General features: G+C 69.1%; 20 protein-coding genes. 12 read left to right on the top strand and 8 right to left on the bottom strand.

Going from position 1 to position 21,694, the window contains the following annotated elements:
- Positions 1-152: 152 nt before the first annotated feature.
- Positions 153-1,460, top strand: coding sequence for an APC family permease (locus SB816_RS25955; protein WP_054502858.1), 1,308 nt, complete (start codon positions 153-155; stop codon positions 1,458-1,460).
- Positions 1,461-1,500: 40 nt separating this feature from the next.
- A complete protein-coding gene (locus SB816_RS25960; RefSeq protein WP_064528500.1) occupies positions 1,501-2,352 on the top strand; it encodes an SAM-dependent methyltransferase in 852 nt (283 codons plus the stop codon).
- Between the two features lie 31 nt (positions 2,353-2,383).
- On the opposite strand, the gene SB816_RS25965 is transcribed toward SB816_RS25960, so the two are convergent.
- The 6 genes from SB816_RS25965 to SB816_RS25990 form a co-directional block, all read right to left on the bottom strand.
- On the bottom strand, positions 2,384-3,532 hold the full coding sequence (locus tag SB816_RS25965) for a putative zinc-binding metallopeptidase (protein WP_064528502.1): 1,149 nt from the start codon (positions 3,530-3,532) through the stop codon (positions 2,384-2,386).
- A 16-nt stretch (positions 3,533-3,548) separates the two neighbouring features.
- Positions 3,549-4,502, bottom strand: a complete 954-nt coding sequence (locus tag SB816_RS25970; protein WP_064528518.1) for an LD-carboxypeptidase — start codon at positions 4,500-4,502, stop codon at positions 3,549-3,551.
- 405 nt (positions 4,503-4,907) lie between these two features.
- Complete coding sequence (locus tag SB816_RS25975; protein WP_054502518.1) at positions 4,908-5,633, bottom strand: RNA pseudouridine synthase; 726 nt, start codon at positions 5,631-5,633, stop codon at positions 4,908-4,910.
- Positions 5,634-5,782: 149 nt separating this feature from the next.
- Positions 5,783-6,889 carry an AI-2E family transporter YdiK gene (ydiK, locus tag SB816_RS25980; RefSeq protein WP_116793483.1) on the bottom strand — a complete coding sequence of 369 codons (1,107 nt, stop codon included), beginning with the start codon at positions 6,887-6,889 and terminating at the stop codon, positions 5,783-5,785.
- Between the two features lie 72 nt (positions 6,890-6,961).
- Entirely contained in the window at positions 6,962-8,017 is a 1,056-nt protein-coding gene (locus tag SB816_RS25985; protein WP_410547732.1) for a DNA-binding protein, read from the bottom strand.
- A gap of 173 nt (positions 8,018-8,190) precedes the next feature.
- Positions 8,191-9,093, bottom strand: coding sequence for a LysR family transcriptional regulator (locus SB816_RS25990; protein ID WP_054502521.1), 903 nt, complete (start codon positions 9,091-9,093; stop codon positions 8,191-8,193).
- 129 nt (positions 9,094-9,222) lie between these two features.
- On the opposite strand from SB816_RS25990, the gene SB816_RS25995 reads away from it, so the two are divergent.
- The 3 genes from SB816_RS25995 (at position 9,223) to SB816_RS26005 (ending at position 12,411) form a co-directional block, all read left to right on the top strand.
- Complete coding sequence (locus SB816_RS25995) at positions 9,223-10,155, top strand: 2-hydroxyacid dehydrogenase (protein WP_064528508.1); 933 nt, start codon at positions 9,223-9,225, stop codon at positions 10,153-10,155.
- 155 nt (positions 10,156-10,310) lie between these two features.
- A complete protein-coding gene (locus SB816_RS26000; protein ID WP_410547733.1) occupies positions 10,311-11,309 on the top strand; it encodes a Bug family tripartite tricarboxylate transporter substrate binding protein in 999 nt (332 codons plus the stop codon).
- A 1-nt stretch (position 11,310) separates the two neighbouring features.
- Positions 11,311-12,411: an NAD/NADP octopine/nopaline dehydrogenase family protein gene (locus SB816_RS26005; RefSeq protein WP_144657300.1), complete on the top strand. Its 1,101-nt coding sequence runs from the start codon at positions 11,311-11,313 to the stop codon at positions 12,409-12,411.
- Here SB816_RS26005 and SB816_RS26010 read toward each other — a convergent pair.
- Complete coding sequence (locus SB816_RS26010) at positions 12,327-13,328, bottom strand: LysR family transcriptional regulator (protein ID WP_081273664.1); 1,002 nt, start codon at positions 13,326-13,328, stop codon at positions 12,327-12,329. The genes SB816_RS26005 and SB816_RS26010 overlap by 85 nt on opposite strands.
- A 101-nt stretch (positions 13,329-13,429) precedes the next feature.
- Between SB816_RS26010 and SB816_RS26015 the strand changes: the two genes are divergently transcribed.
- Both SB816_RS26015 and SB816_RS26020 read left to right on the top strand, forming a co-directional pair.
- Complete coding sequence (locus tag SB816_RS26015) at positions 13,430-14,512, top strand: site-specific integrase (protein WP_175190128.1); 1,083 nt, start codon at positions 13,430-13,432, stop codon at positions 14,510-14,512.
- 118 nt (positions 14,513-14,630) lie between these two features.
- Positions 14,631-16,184, top strand: a complete 1,554-nt coding sequence (locus tag SB816_RS26020; protein ID WP_116793478.1) for a sensor domain-containing diguanylate cyclase — start codon at positions 14,631-14,633, stop codon at positions 16,182-16,184.
- Between the two features lie 24 nt (positions 16,185-16,208).
- Here SB816_RS26020 and SB816_RS26025 read toward each other — a convergent pair whose 3' ends face one another.
- Positions 16,209-16,628 (bottom strand): DoxX family protein, encoded by a 420-nt coding sequence (locus SB816_RS26025; RefSeq protein ID WP_054502528.1) that lies wholly within the window; start codon positions 16,626-16,628, stop codon positions 16,209-16,211.
- A gap of 128 nt (positions 16,629-16,756) precedes the next feature.
- Here SB816_RS26025 and soxR point away from each other — a divergent pair, with 128 nt between their 5' ends.
- The 5 genes from soxR to SB816_RS26050 all read left to right on the top strand — a co-directional run bounded on the left by soxR (position 16,757) and on the right by SB816_RS26050 (position 21,691).
- Positions 16,757-17,221: a redox-sensitive transcriptional activator SoxR gene (gene soxR / locus SB816_RS26030; RefSeq protein WP_054502529.1), complete on the top strand. Its 465-nt coding sequence runs from the start codon at positions 16,757-16,759 to the stop codon at positions 17,219-17,221.
- A gap of 103 nt (positions 17,222-17,324) precedes the next feature.
- On the top strand, positions 17,325-19,442 hold the full coding sequence (locus SB816_RS26035) for a diguanylate cyclase (RefSeq protein ID WP_410547734.1): 2,118 nt from the start codon (positions 17,325-17,327) through the stop codon (positions 19,440-19,442).
- 342 nt (positions 19,443-19,784) lie between these two features.
- Positions 19,785-20,363 (top strand): TetR/AcrR family transcriptional regulator, encoded by a 579-nt coding sequence (locus tag SB816_RS26040; protein ID WP_054502531.1) that lies wholly within the window; start codon positions 19,785-19,787, stop codon positions 20,361-20,363.
- A gap of 81 nt (positions 20,364-20,444) precedes the next feature.
- Positions 20,445-20,924 (top strand): DUF1348 family protein, encoded by a 480-nt coding sequence (locus SB816_RS26045; RefSeq protein WP_116793475.1) that lies wholly within the window; start codon positions 20,445-20,447, stop codon positions 20,922-20,924.
- 296 nt (positions 20,925-21,220) lie between these two features.
- Complete coding sequence (locus SB816_RS26050; RefSeq protein WP_054502533.1) at positions 21,221-21,691, top strand: tripartite tricarboxylate transporter TctB family protein; 471 nt, start codon at positions 21,221-21,223, stop codon at positions 21,689-21,691.
- Positions 21,692-21,694 lie beyond the last annotated feature (3 nt).

Here is a 21,694-nt window from a genome sequence, read left to right on the forward strand (position 1 = left end):
TTAGCGCCTGACACGCCGCACGCTCGTGCGCTGGCGATCCCCGGGAGAATTCGATGCCGCCTTTGCCCCGTTCCTTGCGCCCCAGCCCCAGTGCAGCCGGCGCGGGGAGCGGCGCGGGCGCGCACGCGCTCGGCCCGCCCGGTTTGTCGGTGATGGATGCAACCGTGGTGCTGGTGGGTGTGGTGATCGGCATCGGCATCTTCGGCTTTCCGCCGCTGGTCGCGCAGCACGCCACGTCCGAGGCGATGTACCTGGCCTACTGGGCCGCGGGCGGACTGGTGATGCTGGTGGGCGCGCTCTGCTATGCCGAACTGGGCGCGGCCTATCCCGGCGCGGGCGGGGAATACCTGTATCTGTCGCGCGCCTGGGGGCCGCGGGTCGGCCTGCTGTTCGCCTGGGCGCGCTGCACCGTGATCCAGACCGGCGCGATCGCCGTGGTGGCCTTCATCTATGGCGACTACGCGCAACAACTGCTGCCGCTCGGCACGCATGGGGCCACCGTGCACGCGGCGCTGTCGGTGATCGGACTGACCGCGCTGAACGTGGCCGGCACGCGCCATTCCAAGCGCCTGCAATGGCTGTTCACGATCCTGACGCTGGTCGCGCTGACGGCGGTGCTGGGCGCCGCCCTGTTCACCGCCTCGCCCGCCGCTCCCGCGCCGGCGCCGCTGGGCGGCAACGCCGCCGGGCTGATGGGCATGGGCATGGTATTCGTGCTGCTGACCTACGGCGGCTGGAACGAGGCCGCCTATCTCAGCGGCGAGCTGCGCAATCCCGGCCGCAACATGGCGCGCGTGCTGCTGATCGGCACCGTGGTGGTGACCGGCGCCTATCTCTTGACCAACCTCGCCCTGCTGGAACTGTTCGGCCTGCAGGGGCTGCGCGACACGCCGGCGCTGGGCGCGGCGGTGATGCAACTGGCCGCCGGCCCGTATGCCGCCGCCCTGCTGAGCCTGGTGATCTGCGCCACCGCGCTCAGCACCATCAACGGCACCATCATTACCGGCGCCCGCGTCTATTACGCGCTGGGCCGCGACGTGCCGCGGCTGCGCGCGCTGGCCGGCTGGAGCGAACGCAACGAAACGCCGGTCAGCGCGCTGTTGGCGCAAGGCGTCATCACGCTGGCCCTGCTGGCGGTGGGCGCCTTCAGCCACAACGCGGTGCAGACCATGGTGGCCTACACCGCGCCGGTGTTCTGGCTGTTCATGCTGCTGGTGGCCGCATCGGTATGGCGCCTGCGGCAGCGTGACCCCGCGCGCGCCCGGCCGTTTCGCGTGCCCCTGTATCCGCTGACCCCTGCCCTGCTGGCGCTGACCTGCGCCGGCCTGGTCTATTCCAGCGCCGCCTACGCTGGCGCCGGGGCCCTGATCGGCCTGGGCGTGCTGGTGCTGGGCGTGCCGATGCTGCGACTGCTGCGCCCGCACGAAGCGCGCGACCTGGACAGGCGTGGTCCGCAATGAGCCGCCCCTCCCGCTTTTCTTTGCCCTAGGAGTCTTCATCATGCAACGTGCCCATTCGTCCCATTCGCCCGCCCGCCGCTGGCCCCTCATGGCATCGGCGCTGGCGCTGGCCCTGTCCCTTGCGGTGCTGGCCGAGGCCCGCGCCGATGCCGCCAGCCCGCGGGCTGCCGCGACCGAAGACTACGTGCCCGATGTCGGCCAGGATGGCAAGGACGTCATCTGGGTGCCGACTCCGCAGACGCTGGTGGACAAGATGCTCGACATGGCCCAGGTCACGCCGCAGGACCGCCTGATGGACCTGGGATCCGGCGACGGCCGCACCGTCATCACCGCCGCCCAGCGCGGCCTGACCGCCAAGGGCATCGAGTACAACCCCGACCTGGTGGCGCTGTCGCGCAGCAATGCCGCCAAGGCGGGCGTGTCCCGCCGCGCCACCTTCGAGGTCGCCGACCTGTTCGAAACCGACCTGTCGCAGGCCGACGTCATCACCATGTTCCTGTTGTCGACCATCAACGAGAAGCTGCGGCCCAAGCTGCTGGAGCTGCCGCCGGGCACCCGCATCGTGTCCAACACCTTCCGCATGGGCGACTGGGAGCCAGATGCCTCCGAAACCGTGACCGAGGCCTGCCAGACCTACTGCAACGCGCTGCTGTGGGTGGTGCCGGCCAGGGTCGACGGCCGCTGGCAGGTGGGCGGCCGCACGCTGCAACTGGAACAGCGGTACCAGATGCTGTCGGGCAAGCTCGGATCCAGCGAGATCTCGGACGCGCGCATGGATGGCCGCACCATCTCGTTCACCGCCGACGGCATACGCTACACCGGCGAAGTCAACGGCGCCACCATGCAGGGCAGCGCCGCCGGCAAGGGCGAATGGTCGGCCCGTCGCATCTAGGGCGGCCGCCCCGCGGGAGCCGGACGCGGCGTCAGCGCGGCGCCGTCTGGATCACCCGGTGCACGAACTGCAGCTTGCCCACCACCGCGGCGGGCAGCACAAAGGGATAGAAGTCGCGCTGGCCCATGCTGCGCGACAGCTCGTTGAGCACGCCGGTCAGCGCCACCCAGCCATTGACCAGATCGAGAAAGCGCTGACCTTCGGGATCGTCCGGGTCGTACAGCGACGCCCGGGTGAAGGGATCGCTGGCCTGGTCCAGCGGCAGCCGCGCCATGCCGAAGCTGAAGGCGGTGTCCAGCGCGTCCATCATGTGCAGGTAGTGGGCCCAGGTCTCGGCCCAGTCTTCCCAAGGATGCGACGAAGCGTAGGCGCTGATGAAGCGCTGCGCCCAATCGGCCGGCGCGCCCTGGTCGTAATGGCGCCGCAATGCCTGCGCGTAGTCATCGCGCTCGTCGCCGAACACCTGGCGGAATGGCGCCAGCCAGGGGCCGCCGGCCACCAGCCGATCCCAGTAGAAATGGCCGATCTCATGGCGGAAATGCCCCACCAGCGTGCGGTACGGCTCGTGCATCGCCTCACGCACCTGGACCCGGTACGCGTCGTCGGCCTCGTGGATATTGAGCGTGATCAGCCCCTGGCCGTGTCCCGTGAGCAGCGGCGAGCCATCGTCGGGCGGCGCCAGCAGGTCGAACGCCAGCCCGCCGTCGCCCGGCGTGCGCGCCCGCGGGATCGGCAGTCCCAGCGTCAGCAGTTGGGCGATCACCTGGCGCTTGGCGCTCTCGACCTTGCGCCACAGCGTCCCGTTGCCCGGCACCGACAGGTCGGGAATGGTGCGATTGAGGCCGCAGGCGATACAGAGATGATCGGCGCGCGCGGCCGGCAGCAGCCAATTGCAGGCAGCCGGCGACGAAAAATTGGCGCAGCGCTTGAAGATTCTGCCGCGCACCCGCCCGGCCTCGATCCAGGCGCCTTCCGTCTTGCCCGGGTCCAGCGCGACGATGTGGCCGTGGCGCGGATCGAAGCCCAGTTGCCGGTGGCAGTTAAGGCACTCGGTGTTGTTGAAGAACACCCGCTGGCCGCAGACACACTGGAATGCCTTGGCGCGGGCGTGACGCTGCCGCGGACGCCGGCGCTCGGGCGCGTTCAACTGGCGGCTCAGGGCATCGAAGAAAGGATTCATGCGACCGGTCTCCGGGCTACAGCGGCGCGGCCTGGACCGCCACCGCCTGTTCCAGCCGCAGGCCGCGCCGCTGGGTGTCCAGCGTCACCAGCGCGCCGAGGGGCAGCGTCAGGTTGGGGTCGCCATGGCCGCTGGGCCAGGCGGCCAGCACCGGGATGCCGCGCGCCTGGAATTGCTCCAACAGCAGCGGGAACAACAGGCTCTGGCCGACCGCGTCGCCCCCCGGCAGCCCCAGCCGGGTGAAATTGCCGGCCAGCACGCCCTTGATGCGATCGAACTTGCCTGCCGCGCGCAACTGCGACAGCAACCGGTCGATGCGCGGCAGCGCCTCATTGACATCCTCGATGAACAGGATCGCGTCCCGTGTCGCGATCTCGTGGCGCGAGCCGATCATGGCCGCGACCAGCGCCAGGTTGCCGCCCACCAGCCGGCCGCTGGCCACGCCGGGCGCCAGCACCACCGGGTTGGATTCCGGCGGCGCGTCGATCCAGCCGCCCTGCCCGATCTGGCCGCCGACCATCGCCAGCACGTGGCTGGCGGTTGGCTCCTGTTTACCCGCCACCAGGTCCTGCGCCAGCATCGGCCCGTGAAACGTCACGAACCCCGCGTGACGCTGGATCGCCAGGTGCAGCGCAGTGATGTCGCTATAGCCGATGAAGGGCTTGGGATGCCGGCGCAGCAGGCCGATATCGAGCCGGTCCGCCAGCCGCCAGGAGCCGAACCCGCCCTGCAGGCACCACACCGCGTCAATGGCCGGATCGGCAAAGGCCGCGTGCAGGTCGTTGAGCCGGGCGTCGTCGTCACCGGCCAGGTAATCGTATGGCGCGTCGCCGCGGGTCAAGGCGGCCGGCATGATGCGCGGGTCGTAACCGCGCGCCTGCAGCCATTCGGCCGCCTCGAAAGCCGCGCCCTCGGCGGCGGAGGCCGGCGCCACGATGGCAACGCGCCCCCCCGGCCGCAGGGCTGGCACGGGCGCATCGCGCCGCGGCGCCGCGGCGGACTGCGCGGAAGACGGCGCCGCCGCGCCGCGATCGCCCGGCTCGGCCACCCGGCTTGCACACCCCGCCAGCGCCAGACCGGACAGGCCCAGCGCGCCGGCGGCCTTGAGCAGGCCGCGCCGTGCGGGATCGTTCAGAGCGCGCCCCTCGCCTTGCCTTGCGGGCATATGCCATCCTTTTAGATGATGTTTTATTGTTCTTATTTATCAATACGTTAAATGATAAACCGAGAATCCAGATGAAGTCTGGAGCACGCTATTCCAGAATTCACTTCAACTTATTCCAGAATCTACTTTAAGTGCGTAACGGCGCATCCGGCAGGCGAGTTCCGTCTCGAATCCGCCCGCGTTCCGCCTCCGGCATCCTGACCTGCGCCGCTAGAAGCGTTCGTACTCCAGCCGGTAGCGCCACTGCCCCACCGCCAGCCCGGCCATCGGCAGGCGGCCGATGCGGATGCGGCGCAAGGCTTGCAGTTGCAGACCGACACTGTCACAGGCGTACTCGATGAAGCCCAATGCGGGCGTCTTCAACGCAAAGCGCAGATGGCTTTCGTTCTGCCAACTGACCTTCATCGGCGTGGCCGGCCGGCCCTCATAGGCCAGGCCGCGCTGCAGGCGCGCCAGCGCCGCCGCATCGAGCGTGCCGCGCACCTGCGCGATGTATTCCTGCTCGACATGCCGCCCCTCTTCCAGCAACTTGCGCGCCACCGCGAACTCCTGGGTATAGACCACCAGCCCGCTGGCCGCGCGCTCGAGGGGCGTGGCCAGCTTCAGGCCATTGAACATGCGCTTGAGGTAGCGTTGCCCAGACCGGTCGCCAGGCATGAGGTTGGCTGGCACGACCAGGTTCAGCGCCGATTCGACCGGGTCCGAGGCCGACAGGCCGGCCGGCTTGTGCACCAGCACGCTGACCGGCCGCATTTCTTCCAGGCGGGCGCCGGGCAGCAGGCTGACCGTCTGGCCCGCCCGGACGCGATAGCCGGGCTCCTCGACCACCTTGCCATCCACGGCGACCCAGCCGCCCTCGATATAGCGCTCGGCGTCGCCGCGCGAACAGGATTTTTCGGTGGCCAGGCGCTTGGCCAGGCGGACGCTGTCGCTCATGGCCGGCCCGCCTGTCGGAGGGTGGCCTGGGAACGGGAAGGGAAAGCAAGCGGCGGGTACGTCGTCATCTCGGATACTGCATCAAAAACGGAAAAGGCCGGCGTCGCGAGGCATCGCGCCAACGCGGTGACAGCGTCTGGCCCGAGATGTTACGCCCTTTCCCGAGGCGGCCGCGGCTCAGGCGCGCTCGCTTCGGGCGGCGGCACCTCGTCGACCCAGGCCTTGAGCAACGTCGAGGTCACCGCCAGGATCACCGGGCCGATGAACAGACCGACGATGCCAAAGGCGAACATGCCGCCCAGCACACCGGCCAGGATCAGCAGCATCGACAGGTTCACGCCGCGCTTGATCAGCATCGGCCGCAGCAGATTGTCGAGCATGGTCACCAGCGCTGCCCACACCAGCAGCAGGATCGCGGCCACTTTCATATCGTTCTGGAACAGCCAGATCACCCCGCCCAGCAACGGCAGGAACGGCCCCAGTTGGGCCAGGCACAGCATCAACATCAGCGCGGTGATGATCCCCGCCGCCGGCACCCCGGCGATCCACAGGCCCAGCCCGCCCAGCGCCGACTGCACCACCGCCGTCACCACGATACCCAGCGCCACGGCGCGTATCGACAGCCCCGCCAGGCGGATCGCCGCCACGCCGCGATGGCCGGCCAGGCGGTTGGCGAAGCGCTGCACGAAATTGGCGGCGACGTCGCCCTGGCTATAGAGAATGCCGGCGATGACGATAGTGATCAGCATGTGCATGACGAACACGCCAACGATGGCCGCATTGCTCAGCAGCCACTTGGCCGCCATGGTCACATAGGGCTCCAGGCGCGCCAGCAGCCCGCCCGCGCCGGCGTCGGCCAGCGCCTGCCATTCCTGCGCGATGCGCGGCCCGCCCAGCGGGATGCCCTGCACCCAGCCCGGCGGCGCCATCAGGGCGTAATCGGGCAGACTCTTGATCGCGGTCATGATGGCGCCGCCATGCAGCGCCAGGGTCGAGATGGCCTGGTACAGCGGCAGCACGATCACCACCAGCAGCACGATCAGCATGGCCACCGTCGCCATCCAGCGTCGGCCGCCGCAGCGCTTTTGCACCGCCAGCATCACCGGCCAGGTGGCCACCACGATGGTGGTGGCCCAGATCAGCCCGAACAGGAAGGGTTTCAGCACGTAGAGGCTGCCGATCATCAGGGCCGACAGGATGACGATGACGAGCAGATTGCGGGCAAGGTCCGCGGGCGGGCGTGGGTTCGGGTTCAAACGGTGCTCCAGGCAGCGGCCGCGCAAGGATCGGGCCGTGTACGAATTTATCCGAAAACCCCGCCGACAACCTTATTTGGCGCCGCCGGGCGTGGGCCGCACCGCCACCCGGGCGGCGATCAGGTGGCGCGTCAGCTCCAGCAACTGCCCATCGCGCGTCCGCAACTGGCCCAGCAGGTCCGCCAACTGGGCGTCGCTGGCCGCCAGCCGCTGGGTCAGGTCCTGTTCGCGGCGACGCGAGGCCTGCAGCGCCTCCTGGGCGACGGCCACGTCGGCCAGTTGCCGGCTCAACTGCGCCTGGGCCTCGCCGCGCGCGGCCAGCACCTCGGCCTGGGCCGCCCGCAGCCGGTCGGCGGCATCCGATTCCGCGCCGCGCAGGCGCTCGGCCGCCTGAGCCAGCGCCTGGCGCGCCTGTTCGGCCTGTTGCTGCTGGGCGGCCTGGAGTTCATCCAGCCGCGCTTGCAGGCGTTTGACGTTGCCGCGCTCGGCGTCCAGTTCATTGAGCCAGCGGCGCTCGTGAGCGGCATGGCGCTCCTGCGCGGCGGCCAGGGCCTCGGCCTGCTCGCCCCGGGCGCGCTCGGCATCGGCCACGTGCGCCAGCAAGGCATTGCGCGCGTCCGCCAGTTGCCGCTGCTCGATCGCGACGGCCTCGTCGCGCTGGCGCAACTGCGCCTCGGCCGCCCGCAGGCGTTCCTCGGTGGCGGCCAGTTGCCCGGTCGCCACCTTCAAGCCCTCCTGCAGGTCGCGCTCGCGGTTTTCCAGGTTTGCCTCGCGCTGGCGCAACTGTTCGGTGAGCGCATCGAGCCGCTCGCCCTCTTCGTGCAGTTCGGCCCAGCGCTGGCGGTTGGCCTCGGCCTGTTCGGCGCGGGCGGCGGCCAGCGCCGATTCCCAGAAATGCGCGGCCGCCTGGGCCACTGGTTCGGGCACGGCGGCCGGCGCGGAGAAGGCGCCAGGATCCTGGATGCGGGCCCCCAGCGAACGGAACCAGGATTCCAGGTGCGGACTGACCGTATTGGGGGAGCCTCGCCCGATCTTCTGGCGCACCCGTTCGATGGTCGGCCGCGCCCCTTCCAGCAGCAAGGCGTCGGAGGCACGCCAGACATCCCCTTCCGTAATTCCCGTGGCCATGGCTCGTTTTTCCCGGATCAAAGCGGTTTTTACTCACGATAATGGAATCTTATCGTGAGTAATTTCATATATGCGTTAGATATCATACAGCATATGTATGAAATTATATTTTTCAGCGCCATGGGAGGCGTGCCCCCCCGCGCGAGAGGTGAAATCCGGCCCCGGCGCGCGCCCTAACGGGCAACCACCCTGCCCGCGCTCTCCCGGACCAGGGCGGCCAGCCTGTCGGCGGCGGGCGCCAGCCTGCGCCCACGCAGGGTCAGGAGTCCCATCTGGCGCGTCAGGGGCGGCGACAGCCGGCAGATCCGCAGTCCCCTGGGCGGCCTGACGGGCAAGGCCAAGCGCGGAAGAATGGCCACGCCCAGCCCCGCCGCGGCCATCGCGATCAGGGTGTGGGCCTGTATGCACTCGTACTTCGGCGTCAGGCGGATGCGCGCCCGCGCCGCCGCCTGGTCCAGCAGGACGCGCAGCGACGTGGCGTTGCTGAGCAGCAGCAAGGGCAAGCGGGCGACGTCCTTCAGCGCCATGGGGTCCGCCGCATCCGGGTAGAGACGGGGCGCCATCAGCGCGCAGATCTCTTCGGTCACCAGCGGTTCGAAATCGCAGTCGGCGCCCATCGGACCGGGGACCACACCGAAATCCGCCTCGCCCTGCAGCACCTGGGCCTGCACGTCCCCCGACTGCCGCTCCCGCACCGACATCCGCACGCCGGGGTACAGGGTCTCGAACCGGGCCAGCACGGGGGGCAGCAGCGCGGCCGCGGCAATCGGCGTCGCCGCGACCGCCACGTGGCCGGCCTGCAAGGCCTGCGTCTCACGAACCTCCCGCACCCCCGCCTCGACCTCGCGCACGCCGCGCCGCGCGGCGTCGAGCAACTGCTTGCCGGCCGCCGTCAACTGGACACTGCGCGTGGTGCGATGGAACAGCTCGGCGCCGACCTGCGCCTCGAGCAATTTGATCTGCGCGCTGATCGCCGACTGCGAACGATGCACCTGCTCGGACGCGCCGCGAAAGCTCCGGGTCTCCGCGATCAGGAGAAAGGTGCGGAGCAGATTGAAATTGATATCGGAAGCCATTGATTAGTTTTTTTGAATAATCTCACCTGATTTTAGCGATTGTTCTTCATTGAGCGGCCCACTACATTCGCACCCCGACACGCACAGCAAGGAGCAAAGCGTGGCAGTTTCAGTGAGAGCAACACATCTATGAGCATTTCCGTTCTGGTGCTCTGCGAGCTGGGCCCCGCGCAAGAGGCGGCCCTGCGGCAGCGCTATCAACCCACGTTCGCGCTGACGCCCGAAGAGCGGGCCCGCATCGTGCAGACCCGCGGCGCCGAATTCGAGGCGGTGCTGACCATCGGCCTGCTGGGGCTGCGCGCCGATGAAATGGAAAGGCTGCCCCGCCTCAGGCTCGTCGCCAGCATGGGCGCCGGCTACGAGAACATCGACGTGACGGCGGCCAAGGCCCGCGGCATCTGGGTGACCAACGGGCGCGGCGCCAACGACGAATGCGTCGCCGACCATGCCATGGGCATGGTGATCGCGGCGATGCGCGACTTCCGTACCCTGGACCGGCTTTGCCGCGCGGGCGTCTGGCGCACCGCCATCGCCCTGCCCACCCACGTGTCCGGCAAGCGCCTCGGCATCCTGGGCCTGGGGGCGGTGGGCGAACGCATCGCCAGCCGCGCCCAGGCTTTCAGGATGCAGGTCGGCTACCACAACCGCCGCGCGCGGCGGGAATTCGACTATCAGTACTTCGACGACGCGCAGGCGCTGGCGCGCTGGTGCGACGTGCTGGTCTGCGCCATGCCCGGCGGCGCGGCGACCCGGCACATGGTGAATGCGGCCGTGCTGCGGGAACTCGGCCCGGGCGGCTACCTGGTCAATGTCGGCCGGGGCAGCATCGTCGATACGCAGGCCCTGGCCGCCGCGCTGGCCTGCGGCGGCATCGCCGGGGCGGCGCTGGATGTCTACGAAAGCGAACCCGCCCCGCCCCCGGCGCTGATCGCCCAGGACCGCCTGCTGCTGACTCCGCACGTGGGCGGCTGGTCGCCGGAGGCGATCGAAGCCCAGTTCGGGATCTTCATGCTTAACCTGGAGGGCGTATTCTTCGGGCGGGGGCCTGTCACCCCGGTGTAGCGGCGCCGCGCTCCCCGGCGGGCAGTCTCGCCGCCGCCCGCTCGGGGCGCGTTCAGCCGCGCGCTCAACGTCCCGTTAAGGCGCGTTGAGCATTTGTCGATGGCCGCCCCCGCGCCGCCTTCCTACACTGTGGCCATCAATCCCTGGAGATGGCCATGATCCCCCCGCGCAGCATCCGTCTGGCAACCATTCTGCTTCCGCTCTGCCTGTTGTGGGGCGGCGGCGCCAGCGCCCAGTCCGCCACCGCCCCGGCCGCCTACCCGCAGCGCCCCATCAACCTGATCGTGGCGTGGCCGCCCGGGGGCGCGGTGGATCTGCTGGCGCGACAGTTAGGCACCGTCCTGGCCAAGGACCTGGGCCAGCCCATCGTGATCGAGAACAAATCGGGCGCCAATGGCTCGATCGGGCATGCCCAGGCGGTGCGCGCCGCGCCCGATGGCTACACCGCTCTGCTGGCCACCAACAGCACCTTCGTGATCGGCCCGCACCTGTACAAGCAGTTGCCGTACCAGCATGAGCGCGACCTGGCCCCGGTGTCGCTGCTGGCCGCCAGTCCGCTGGTGCTGGCCGTCAATCCCGCGCTGAAGGTCAAGACCTTGACACAACTGCTGGCCCTGGCGCGCGAAAAACCCGGCCGTCTGACCTTTGCCTCGGGCGGCCAGGGATCCACCAGCCACCTGGCGGCCGAACAACTGATGGCCCTGACCGGCATCGAGATGACCCATATCCCCTACCAGGGCGGCGGCCCCGCCGGCACGGCGGTGATGAGCGGCGAAGTCGACATGGCCTTCCTTGACCTGGGCGTCTCGCTGCCGTTCCTGAATTCGGGGCGGCTGCTGCCCCTGGCCGTCTCCAGCGATCAGCGCTCGCCGCTGCTGCCCGAGGTGCCGACCGTGGCCGAATCCGGCGTCAAGGACTTCGAAATCGCCACCGCCTTCGCCGTGTTCGTGCCGGCGCGCACCCCCGCCCCGGTGATCGACCGGCTCCATGGCGCCCTGGTCAAGGCGCTCGGCGACGCCGACCTGCGGCAGAAGCTGATCCACCAGGGCGTGATCGTGATGGGCACCAGCCCGGCCGAACTGCGCGACTACACCACGCGTGAAAACCAGCGCTGGGGCAAGATCATCAGCGACCGCCACATTTCGGTGAACTGACATGCGGCGCAACGATTTCCGTATCGCGATCGTCGGGGCCGGCGGCATCGGCTGCGCCACCGCGGCCTATCTGCGGGCCAGCGACCTGCCGGTGGCGATGTGGTCGCCCACCGGGCGGCACCTGCGCCCGCATGCCGAGCCCGGCCGGGCGCGCTTCGACTGCGTCGGCGCGCTGGAAGGCGCCGTGGCGGTCGAACGGCTGGCGCGGCTGTCCGACCTGTCGGACTACAGCCATGTCTTCATCTGCCTGCCCGCATCCCAGTATCAGCAGGTCCTGGAAGACGCGGCGCCCCACTGGCGCGACGGCCAGACCCTGATCGTCAGCGGCGCGCTGTCACTGGTGCCGCTGTGGCTGCGGCAGACGGCGGCGGCGCATGGCGCCGACGTCACCGCGGTCGGGTGGAGCACGACTCTCACGACCGCCCACTTCCTGCCCGACGGCCGCCTGCACCTGAACGCGCCGCGCGGCCAGATCGGCATGGCCTGGCTGGCGCCGCGCGCGGGCGGCCGCGACGCACTGGCCGATTGCCAGGCCCTGTTCGGCGACCGGTTCGCGCTGGCCGACAATCTGTTGGCCAGCATCCTGGCCAACATCAATCCGATCGCGCATGCCGCGGAGGTGATCCCCAACCTGACCCGGATGGACCGGGGCGAGGCCTGGCCGCTGTTCGGCCACTTCACGGGGGTGGTCGCCAACATGGCAGAGGCGCTGGACCGGGAGCGGCTGGCGCTGGCCCGAGCCCTGGGGTTCACGCTGCCGACCCTGGCGCAGCATTATTCGCGCTCGTACCACGTGCCGCTGGGCCCACTGGAGGACATCGCTCGCGTCATCGATGCGCGCGGCGCCGGCCCGCTCGGCCCGGCGCGGCTGGCGCATCGCTACGTGCTGGAGGACGTGCCGTTCGGCCTGGTGTTCCAGGAACGGCTGGCGCGGCTGCTGGGGGTCGACTGCCCGCTGCTGTCCGCCTGCATCACGTTGCTGGAAGCGGTCTACGCGGAGCCGTTCCGGGACCGCAATTACCTGCTGGACTCGGTGCTGCCCGACGGCATGTCGGCAGAGGCGTTGCTGGCGGCCTGCAGGAGCGCGTGCGCGGCATCGTGAAAGCGCTCGATGATGTCGTCCTGGTGCCACGGCGTCCGGTACACCATCACGATAGGGATCGGCTCGGGCAGCGCCTGGACCGGCAACGCCGCCAGGCTGCCGCGCGCCAGGCGTTCCTGCACCGTGCGCCGGGCCAGCAGGCTGAGCCCCAGCCGGCGCTCGACCAGTTTGAGGTTGGTGATGGCGTTCATGGACTCGATGGCGGGCGCGATGGGCGGCAGGTTGTTGTCCAGCAGCAACTGCTCGATCATCAGCCGGGCCTGCGTCGGCCGGGCCGGCAGTATCCAGGCCTGCTGCTTCAACTCGCGCCAGGTCCACGGCGCCTCGCGCGGCGCCAGGGCCAGCGGATGATCGCCGGCGCACACCACGATCCACTGTTCCCGGCCCACCGGGCGGATCACCAGCCCCTCCTGACAGAGGCTGCCCAGTTCGGACGAGGTGTTCATGGTCAGCAGGACGTCGATCTCGCCGCTTTCGAGCTTGCGCTGCGTGTCGTCCAGCCTCCCCTCGACGATCTGCACCGGCGGCAAGCCGCCATCGTCCGCCATGCCGCGCAGCACGTCGGGCAGCAACGACCAGGCGATGAAGGGCGGCGCGCCAATGCGCAGGACCGCATCGTGCCCCAGCTTGCGGTCGCGCAGATCATCGGCGAGATTGGCGACCTCGGACAGCAACAGGCGGGCGCGGTGCACCAGGATGTCGCCGTCCCGCGTCAGGCTCACGCCGCGGCCATGCCGCTCGAACACCGTGATGCCCAGCAGCGTCTCGATTTCCCCCAGGCCCTTGCTGACGGCGGCGGTGCTGACGCAGAGCTTCTCACCCGCGGCGCGCATGCTGCCGGTGTCGGCCAGCACCGTCAGCAATTCGAACTGGCGCATCCGCAACGCGGCGATCATGCGATAGGTGGAGTCGTGCATCCGGGCGGCACCTTCAGGGGCGGGTAGCGAAGTAGCGGAATGATAGTATCCACGGGCCGTGCCACGCCAGGCTCCCCGCTCCCGGTCATTTCCCGCCCCGCATGCTGCCCACTTCTCCGGCCCCACTGCCCCTGCTGGACCCCCGCGCGCTCGACCGCCAGGCCGACGCCGCCATGCGCGACCTGCTGCGCGAGGGTAGTTCGCCCAATACGGCCGCCAGCTATCGCGCCGCGATCCGCTACTGGTCGGCCTGGTTCGGCCTGCGCTATGGCCGGCCCCTGGCGCTGCCGCTGTCCGAGGCGGCGGTGATCCAGTTCGTGGTGGACCACGCCCAGCGGACCGGCGCCCAGGGGCTGACATCGGAGCTGCCGCCGGCGCTGGACAGCGAGTTGGTGCGGATCAAGGCCAAGGGCCGGCTCGGGCCGCCCAGCCTGAACACGCTGTTGCAACGGCTGTCGGTGCTCTCCAAGGCCCATGAGCTGGCCGGGCTGCCCAACCCCTGCCGCGCCGCCGCCGTGCGCGAGCTGCTGGCCCGCACCCGCCGCGCCTATGCCCGCCGGGGCGCGACGCCGGCGCGCAAGGACGCCCTGACGCGCGAACCGCTGCAGGCCCTGCTGGACACCTGCGACGACTCCCTGCGCGGCCTGCGCGACCGGGCGTTGCTGCTGTTCGCCTGGTCCAGCGGCGGCCGGCGGCGGTCCGAGGTGGTCGGGGCGACCGTCGAAAACACGCGCAAGGTGGGCGAGGATTACCTCTATTTGCTCTCGCACTCCAAGACCAACCAGTCCGGCGCCGACCGCGCCCAGGACCGCAAGCCGATCGCCGGCGCGGCGGCGCTGGCCCTGGACGCCTGGCTGGCCGCCAGCGGCATCCGCCAAGGCGCCCTGTTCCGCCGCATCCGCCGTGGCGATGTGATCGGCGAACCGCTCGCCGCCGCCGCGGTGCGCGCCATCGTCCAGGAACGCTGCCGCCTGGCGGGCATCGAGGGCGATTTCTCGGCCCACAGCCTGCGTTCGGGTTTCGTGACCGAGGCCGGCCGCCAGAACGTGCCGTTGGGCGACGCCATGGCCATGACCGGCCATGCCAGCGTGGCCACCGTGATGGGGTATTTCCGCGCCGGCGCCGCGCCCCGCTCGCGCGCGGCGCGCCTGCTGGACACGCCATCCGGGGACGAAACACCGTAGCGCGCCAACCACACCCGCTCGATCCCGGCGAGACCCGAGGCGCGCTTGCATACAATGGCGCCTGCCGGCGCTGCGCAGCGCCGCGCCCATAACGAGACCCATGCCTGCTGTGCTCCCCATGCGAATCAATCTACGCGGCCTGGTGCTCGCGCTTACGATATTCAGCGCCATCGCCGCTACCGCCAACGCCTTGTACGCCAGTTACCGGCTGCAGCGCGAGCAACTCATCACCACCACCCTGGAAGCCAACCGCGTCTACGCCGCCAAGCTGGCGCAGAGCGCCGGCGGTTTTCTCAAGGCGGCCGAACGCCAACTGGGCTACAGCGCGCGCCAGATCGCGGCGCACATGGGCGCCCCGGACATGCTGGCGGCCGAGGTTCGCCGGGTACAGGAGCAGAGCGACACGTTCAATTCGGTGGGTGTGGTGGGCGCCGACGGCGTGCTGCTGGCCACCACCCAGGATTTCCGCAGCTTTGTCGGCACCCGGATCGACAGTCCGGGCAGCCGGGTCGCGCTGCAAAGCCGTCATCCGGTCATCACCAAACCCTATGTCTCGATCGCCGGCAACCTGCTGATCAACCTGTCCTATCCGGTGCTGGCCGCCGACGGCCGCTTCCTGGGCTACATCGCCGGCACCCTGCACCTGCGCAGGGAAAGCGCGCTCAACGACCTGCTGGGCCTGCACCACTACAAAGACGGCTCCTATCTCTATGTGGTGGATGGCGACGGGCGGCTTATCTATCACACCGATGCCAGCCGGGTCGGCGAAGTGGTGAACGGCAATCCGGTGATCGAGGCCGTCATCGAGGGCCAGGCCGGCGCGCGCCGGGTGGTCAATTCACGCGGCGTGGACATGCTGGCCGGCTACGCGCCGGTGCCCGCCAGCGGTTGGGGCGTGGTGGCCCAGCGCCCCACCGCCGTGACACTGGAACCGATCCGCGAGCTGCTGTGGGCGCTGCTGGGCTACGCCGCGCCGCTGGCGTTGGTGTTCCTGCTGGCGATCTGGTGGTGTGCGCGGCAGATCTCGCTGCCGCTGTCGCAACTGGCCACCAACGTCGAACATCATGACGTCGCGGTGGCGATGCAACGGGTCAAGTCGGTGCGCGCCTGGTATTTCGAGGCCGAGCGCCTCAAGCGCGCGGTGATCTGGAGCTTCACCACCCTGCAGGAAAAGATCGGCAAGCTGAACCTGGCCAGCATCACCGACCCGCTGACCGGCCTGCGCAACCGGCGCGGCACGCAGGACGCGGTGGATCACCTGCAGGCTTCGGGCACGCCGTTCTCGGTGCTGGCGCTGGACATCGACCATTTCAAGCGGGTCAATGACACCTACGGCCATACCGCGGGCGACAAGGTGATCCAGGACGTGGCGCAGTTGATGCGCGACTGCTCGCGCCCCGGCGACATCCTGTGCCGCAACGGCGGCGAGGAATTCCTGATCCTGCTGCCGGGGGTGGCGCCGACGGAAGCAGTGATCGTGGCCGAGCGGCTGCGCCAACGCACCGCGGAGCGCGACTTCCCACAGGTGGGCGGGATCACGATGTCGGCGGGCGTGGCGCAATGGCCGACCAGCGGGCCGGACGTGGTCCAGGTGTTCCACGCCGCCGACGCCGCCCTCTATGCGGCCAAGCAGCAGGGCCGCAACCGCGTGGTGCTGCACGGCACTCCCTAGGGCCCGGGGCCGCCGCAAGCCCCCCTAAGCCATCGCCAACGCCCGGTAGTGGCTGGCGATGGCGGCCGCAAACAGGCCGCCGATTACCGACACGTGCTCCAGCGCGAAGAACAACGCCAGCCTGGCCTGCGGTTCGGGCAGGCGCCAGAAGGCGTGAACGATGAAGATCGTCAGCGCCAGGAACACCGCCAGCGCGGCGGCGGCCAGCCAGACAGCACGGTCCGCCAGGATCAGGATCGAACCGGCCAGCATCAGCGCCGCCACCGCGATGTTGAACAGGCGGGCCGGTTCCAGCCCCGCGCCCCGCATTTCCGCCACCCCGCCCTGGAAATCGATCAGCTTGGCCGCGCCCGAGGCGATGAAAACCACCGCCAGGCACAGCCGCGCGATGAACCAGAGCCAGGAGCTCTGAAGCACGGGTTCGAGGTATTGCGGCGTCTGCATGGGTGCTGCTCCTGATGGTCGGCGTTGTCCCGCCCGCCCGGCGGGCGCGGCGGCAGGCCGGATCCGGCGGGTTGCCAAATCCAGCGCGGCGGACTATAAGACCTCAACTTAACTTGAGGTCAACTTCCATGGCGGGCGACAAGCCGATCGACATCACGCGGCTCATGACGGTGGGCGAAGTCGCCCGGCGCAGCGGGGTGCCGGTCTCGACGATCCACTTCTACGAAACCAAGGGATTGATCCAGAGTTCGCGCAGCGACGGCAACCAGCGCCGCTTTCCCGGCATCGTGCTGCGCTACATCGCCATCATCAAGGTGGCGCAACGCACAGGCATTCCGCTGGAGGAAATCCGCGAGGCCATGTCGCGCTTCCCGCAGGACGGCAACCGCCTCAGTCCGGCGCAATGGAAGGCCCTGTCGTCGCAATGGCGCGCGAACCTGGATGAACGCATCCGCAAGCTGACCCGGCTGCGCGACGAACTGGACAGTTGCATCGGCTGCGGCTGCCTGTCGCTCAAGGACTGTCCGCTGCGCAACCCGGACGACGTGCTCGGCCGCGACGGGCCGGGCCCACGCATCCTGGAACGGCCCTGAGCCGCCCGGCGAGACGTCATGCGGCGCGCGGCGATGGCCTGGCAGCCGCGCAATTACAGTATCCTGCGCGCACAGCCACATCGCATCAGGCCGGCCCATCCGTATGTTGCGCAGTAGATTCTCGATCAAATCACTGGAACGCTATTTCCTGATATTGGCGGCGGGCGTGCTGCTGCCAATGTCGGTCCTGACGGGAATCCTGCTGCTCCAGAGCCGCGCCGCCTATCTCGCCACCGGCGAAGCGCTGCGCGCTTTCGCCATCGTCCGCACCACCATCGCGGCGATGGAAACGGTGTCCGCCGAGCGTGGTCCCATGAATGCCGCCCTGGGCGCCGACTACCCGGTCGGGGCATCCCTGCTGGATGGGCTGCAGGCGGCCCGCGAACGCAGCGACACGCGCATCGCCGAACTCCTGGCGCTGTACCGCGCCCCGCTCAGTCCGAACAGCGCGCGGGAGTTCACCAACATCCAGCGCATCCGCTACGCCCTGATCAAGGCCCGCGCAGACGCCGACGCCCTGATCGCCACGCCGCGCGCCGACATCTCGGGCCAGCGCGTGCTGGCGGCGGTGAACGGCATGGTGGCGCTGGTGCCCGAGCTGCAGGCGGCAATGGCCGAGAGCGCCGGCGTGGTGATGCGGAACGGAGCCGACGCGCCCAATCTGCTGACCCTGGCGTTGCTGGCGAGCGAGCTGCACGAACAGGCGGGCCTGCTGGGCTCGACCTTCACGCCGGCGCTTGCCAAGCACCGCCAACTGACCGAGTCCGACGAATACCGCATTGAACGGGTGCTGGGACGCATCGACCAGTTGCACGACCTGCTGGAGATGCGCCTGGCGACGCGGCCGGACCTGCGCGAGTCGCTGGCCTACGGCGACCTGCGGCATTTCTATTTCGGCGAAGGCATGCGCTATCTAGCGGAAGTGCGCGACATGGCGGCGCTGCAACCCGGCGGCGCCACCATCAGCGCGCGCGAGCTGGCCGCGACCTACGTGCCGCTGATGCATGCCATCAGCCAGTTCCGCGACCTGATGCTGGACCTGATGGAGGCGAGCATGCGCGAGCATCGGCGCGACGCGATCCGCTTGCTGGTCATCACACTGGTAGCCGCCACCGCGCTGGCGGCCGCGCTGATGCTGTCGCTGCGGCAGTTTCGCCGGCGCGTGATACGGCCGTTCGTGCAGGCCACCCGCATCATCGGCGCCATCGCCAACGGCACGCCCGTCGCCGCGATCCCCGTGGGCAAGTACCGCGGCGAGGTCGACGGCATGTTCGAGGCGCTGAGCGTGCTCAAGGACAACGCCGCCGCGCGCAAACGCGCCGAACTGGAGCGCGACCGCCTGATCGTCGACCTGGCGGTGATGGCGGAGACCGACTTCCTGACCGGCCTGCTCAACCGCCGCGCCTTCGAGAACCGCCTCGATCAAGCCCTGTCGCAATGGCGCGACGCCGGCGCGGCATTGGCCTTCATCCTGTTCGACATCGACGATTTCAAGGGCATCAACGACACCTACGGCCACGCCAGCGGCGACCAAGCCCTGAAAACGGTGGCCGACCTGTGCCGGCAGACCTGGCGGCAGGCGGATGTGGTCGCGCGGGTGGGCGGCGAGGAATTCGCCGTGCTGTGCCGGGCCCACAAGGCCGCCGAGGCGGTGGAGATGGCCGAACGCATGCGGCAGCGCATCGCGCGGGCCAGGGTGGCGGCGGAAAACGGCGCGGTGTTCGGGCTGACCGCCAGCTTCGGCGTGGCGCTGGCGCGCGGCCCCGGCATCGAGACGGCGGACAGCTTGTTCCGCCGCGCCGACGAACTGCTCTATCGGGCCAAGGTGGAACCGGGTGGCGCCGGAAAACACCGACTGACGGCGGGCGCCTTTGCGCCGCCAAAAAAAAGCCGCGTCGGAGTCGACGCGGCGTTGTTGCCTTGGAGGGGTCAGTCAGGAACGCGGGTCGCGTTCTTGTCCTGGGCGGCCTCGGAAGTTTCCGGGCGGGTGGAGGTTTCGGGGTCCGGGCGCGAACCTGGCGCCTTCCAGTTCAGCGGCGGAACTTCGAAGCGCGGTTTCTTGGCGATCAGTTGGGACATGTGCGTACTCTCCTGTGTGCGATGTCGGCCTGCCCTGCGCAGGGAACGACTCGGATATCCAGCGCGCCCGGGATGCCCTGGCGGCGATGCAAGGCAGGCATCAGGAACGGGCGCCAGGGCATGGCCCTGGGGTCGTCGGTAAAGCCGGCGGCGAAGCAAGACGCTTCGATGGACCCCCCCTTGGGGGAAGGCCAAGGCCTGCGCGCGGCATTGGCTTGGCGGCATCCGGAACAATTGCCGGCTTTTTGTGTGACGATCTAAGTATTTTAGTATTAATTAACAGATAAAGCAAGCATCTTGAGATTGGCTTATGTATCTGAATGGTGCGGCGACCCCAGCACCCGACGCCCGGACAGGGACGGCACAGCAAGTGAACCGAGCCCGTGCGTGGGGGGCGCGCTCACCGCCTGACCGACTCGCTTGACCGAAGAGAATGATCGTTCTACCATTGCCTCCATCGCATATAGAACGATCATTCTCAGCCATGCCCGACACGCCCAACCTCCCGCCCGACGACGCGCGCCTGCGCCTGCTCCAGGCCACCGAACGGCTGGTCTACGCCGGGGGCATCCACGCCACAGGCATGGATCTCATCGTCAAGACCTCCGGCGTGGCGCGCAAGCGCGTGTATCAGTACTACCCGAACAAGGATGCGCTGGTGGCCGCGGCCCTGCGGGCGCGCGACGAACGCTGGATGCGCTGGTTCGTCGACGCCACGTCGCGGGCGGCCACCCCCAGGGCGCGGTTGCTGTCCATGTTCGACGCCTTGCGTGAATGGTTCGCCAGCGAGGACTTTCGCGGCTGCGCGTTCCTCAATGCCGCCGGCGAAATCGGCGATGAAGCCAGTCCGGTGCTGGCGGTGGCACGCGAACACAAGGCGCGGCTGCTCGACCACATCCGCGCGCGGGTCCGCGATGCCGATCTGCCCGAGCCCGACGAGGCCGCCGCGCAATTGCTGGTGCTGATCGACGGCGCCATCGCGGTGGCGCTGGTCTCGCGCGATCCGGCCATCGCCGACAGCGCGCGCCGCGCCGCCGCCGCGCTGCTGGGCCCCGGGGACTGAGGCCATGACCCTGCCCGCCCCTTGCGCCCGGCCACGCTCGTGGCATTCCCGTTTTTTCCACCCGCCTGCGAGGCCAGCGCGATGACATCGACCCCCACTACCCGCCCCCCTCTTCCTCCCTTCACCCGCGACAGCGCGGCGCAAAAGGTGCGCCTGGCCGAAGATGGCTGGAACAGCCGCGACCCCGACAAGGTCGCGCTCGCCTACAGCCTGGATACGCGCTGGCGCAACCGCGCCGAGTTCGTCAACAGCCGCGAGCAAGCGCGCGCCTTCCTGGCCCGCAAATGGGCCAAGGAACTGGACTACCGACTCATCAAGGAACTGTGGGCCCACGACGGCAACCGCATCGCCGTGCGCTACGCCTATGAATGGCACGACGATTCCGGCAACTGGTTCCGTTCGTACGGCAACGAAAACTGGGAGTTCGGCGAGGACGGCCTGATGACGCACCGCTACGCCTGCATCAACGACCTGCCGATCCGGGAAGCCGACCGCAAGTTCCACTGGCCCCTGGGCCGGCGTCCCGACGATCACCCGGGGCTGTCCGAACTCGGCCTCTGAACCCACGGTGCGACGCTCGGCGGCGAGTCCCTTGCCCGCAGGGCGTCGTGGACGCCCTGCCTCGCGGCGGCGGCAAGCGGGCCTCGCGGTCCCGGGCTCGACGATCAGCGTTAACGGCCCCTAGGGATTTCCCGTGTTTTTTCCACGCGCTCCGCCTTGCGTGGAATTTTTTTCCATTTCCTGAAAGGTATTCGGAAGTTTGGATTCTTAGACTCCCGCATTCATTGGAATGTCAGCTTTCATTCAGGCCGAAGTCAGTCCGAATGAAAACCACAACAAAGGGAGGAATGAATCCAATGCAATCAAGACGCAGCGTCATCAAGCGCGAGGCGTGGGCCGCGGGCACGATGATCGTGCTCGGCCTGGGCGCCATCGCGCAGGCATCCACGTACACCCTGGGCAGCCTGGCCCGCATGGGCCCCGGCCTGTTTCCCGCCATTCTCGGCGTGCTGCTGGTCCTGCTGGGCCTGATCATCGCGCGCATGGCCTACTCGCCAATGATTACGGAAGAGGACGCCGAAGAGGTCCCGCCGCCCGAGTGGCGCGGCTGGGGGTGCATCATCGGCGGTCTACTGACCTTCATCCTGCTGGGCAAGTATGGCGGCCTCGTGCCCGCCACCTTCGCGCTGGTCTTCATCTCGGCCATGGGCGATCGCCAGCACACGCCGCGCAGCGCAGCGCTGCTGGCCGTGGGGGTGACCATTCTCGGCGTGGCCGTTTTCTCGTGGGCGCTGCAGTTGCAGTTTCCGCTGTTCCGCTGGGGCTGATCG

It is taken from the genome of Achromobacter sp. SIMBA_011 (genome assembly GCF_046535435.1).
Lineage (GTDB): Bacteria > Pseudomonadota > Gammaproteobacteria > Burkholderiales > Burkholderiaceae_B > Achromobacter > Achromobacter dolens.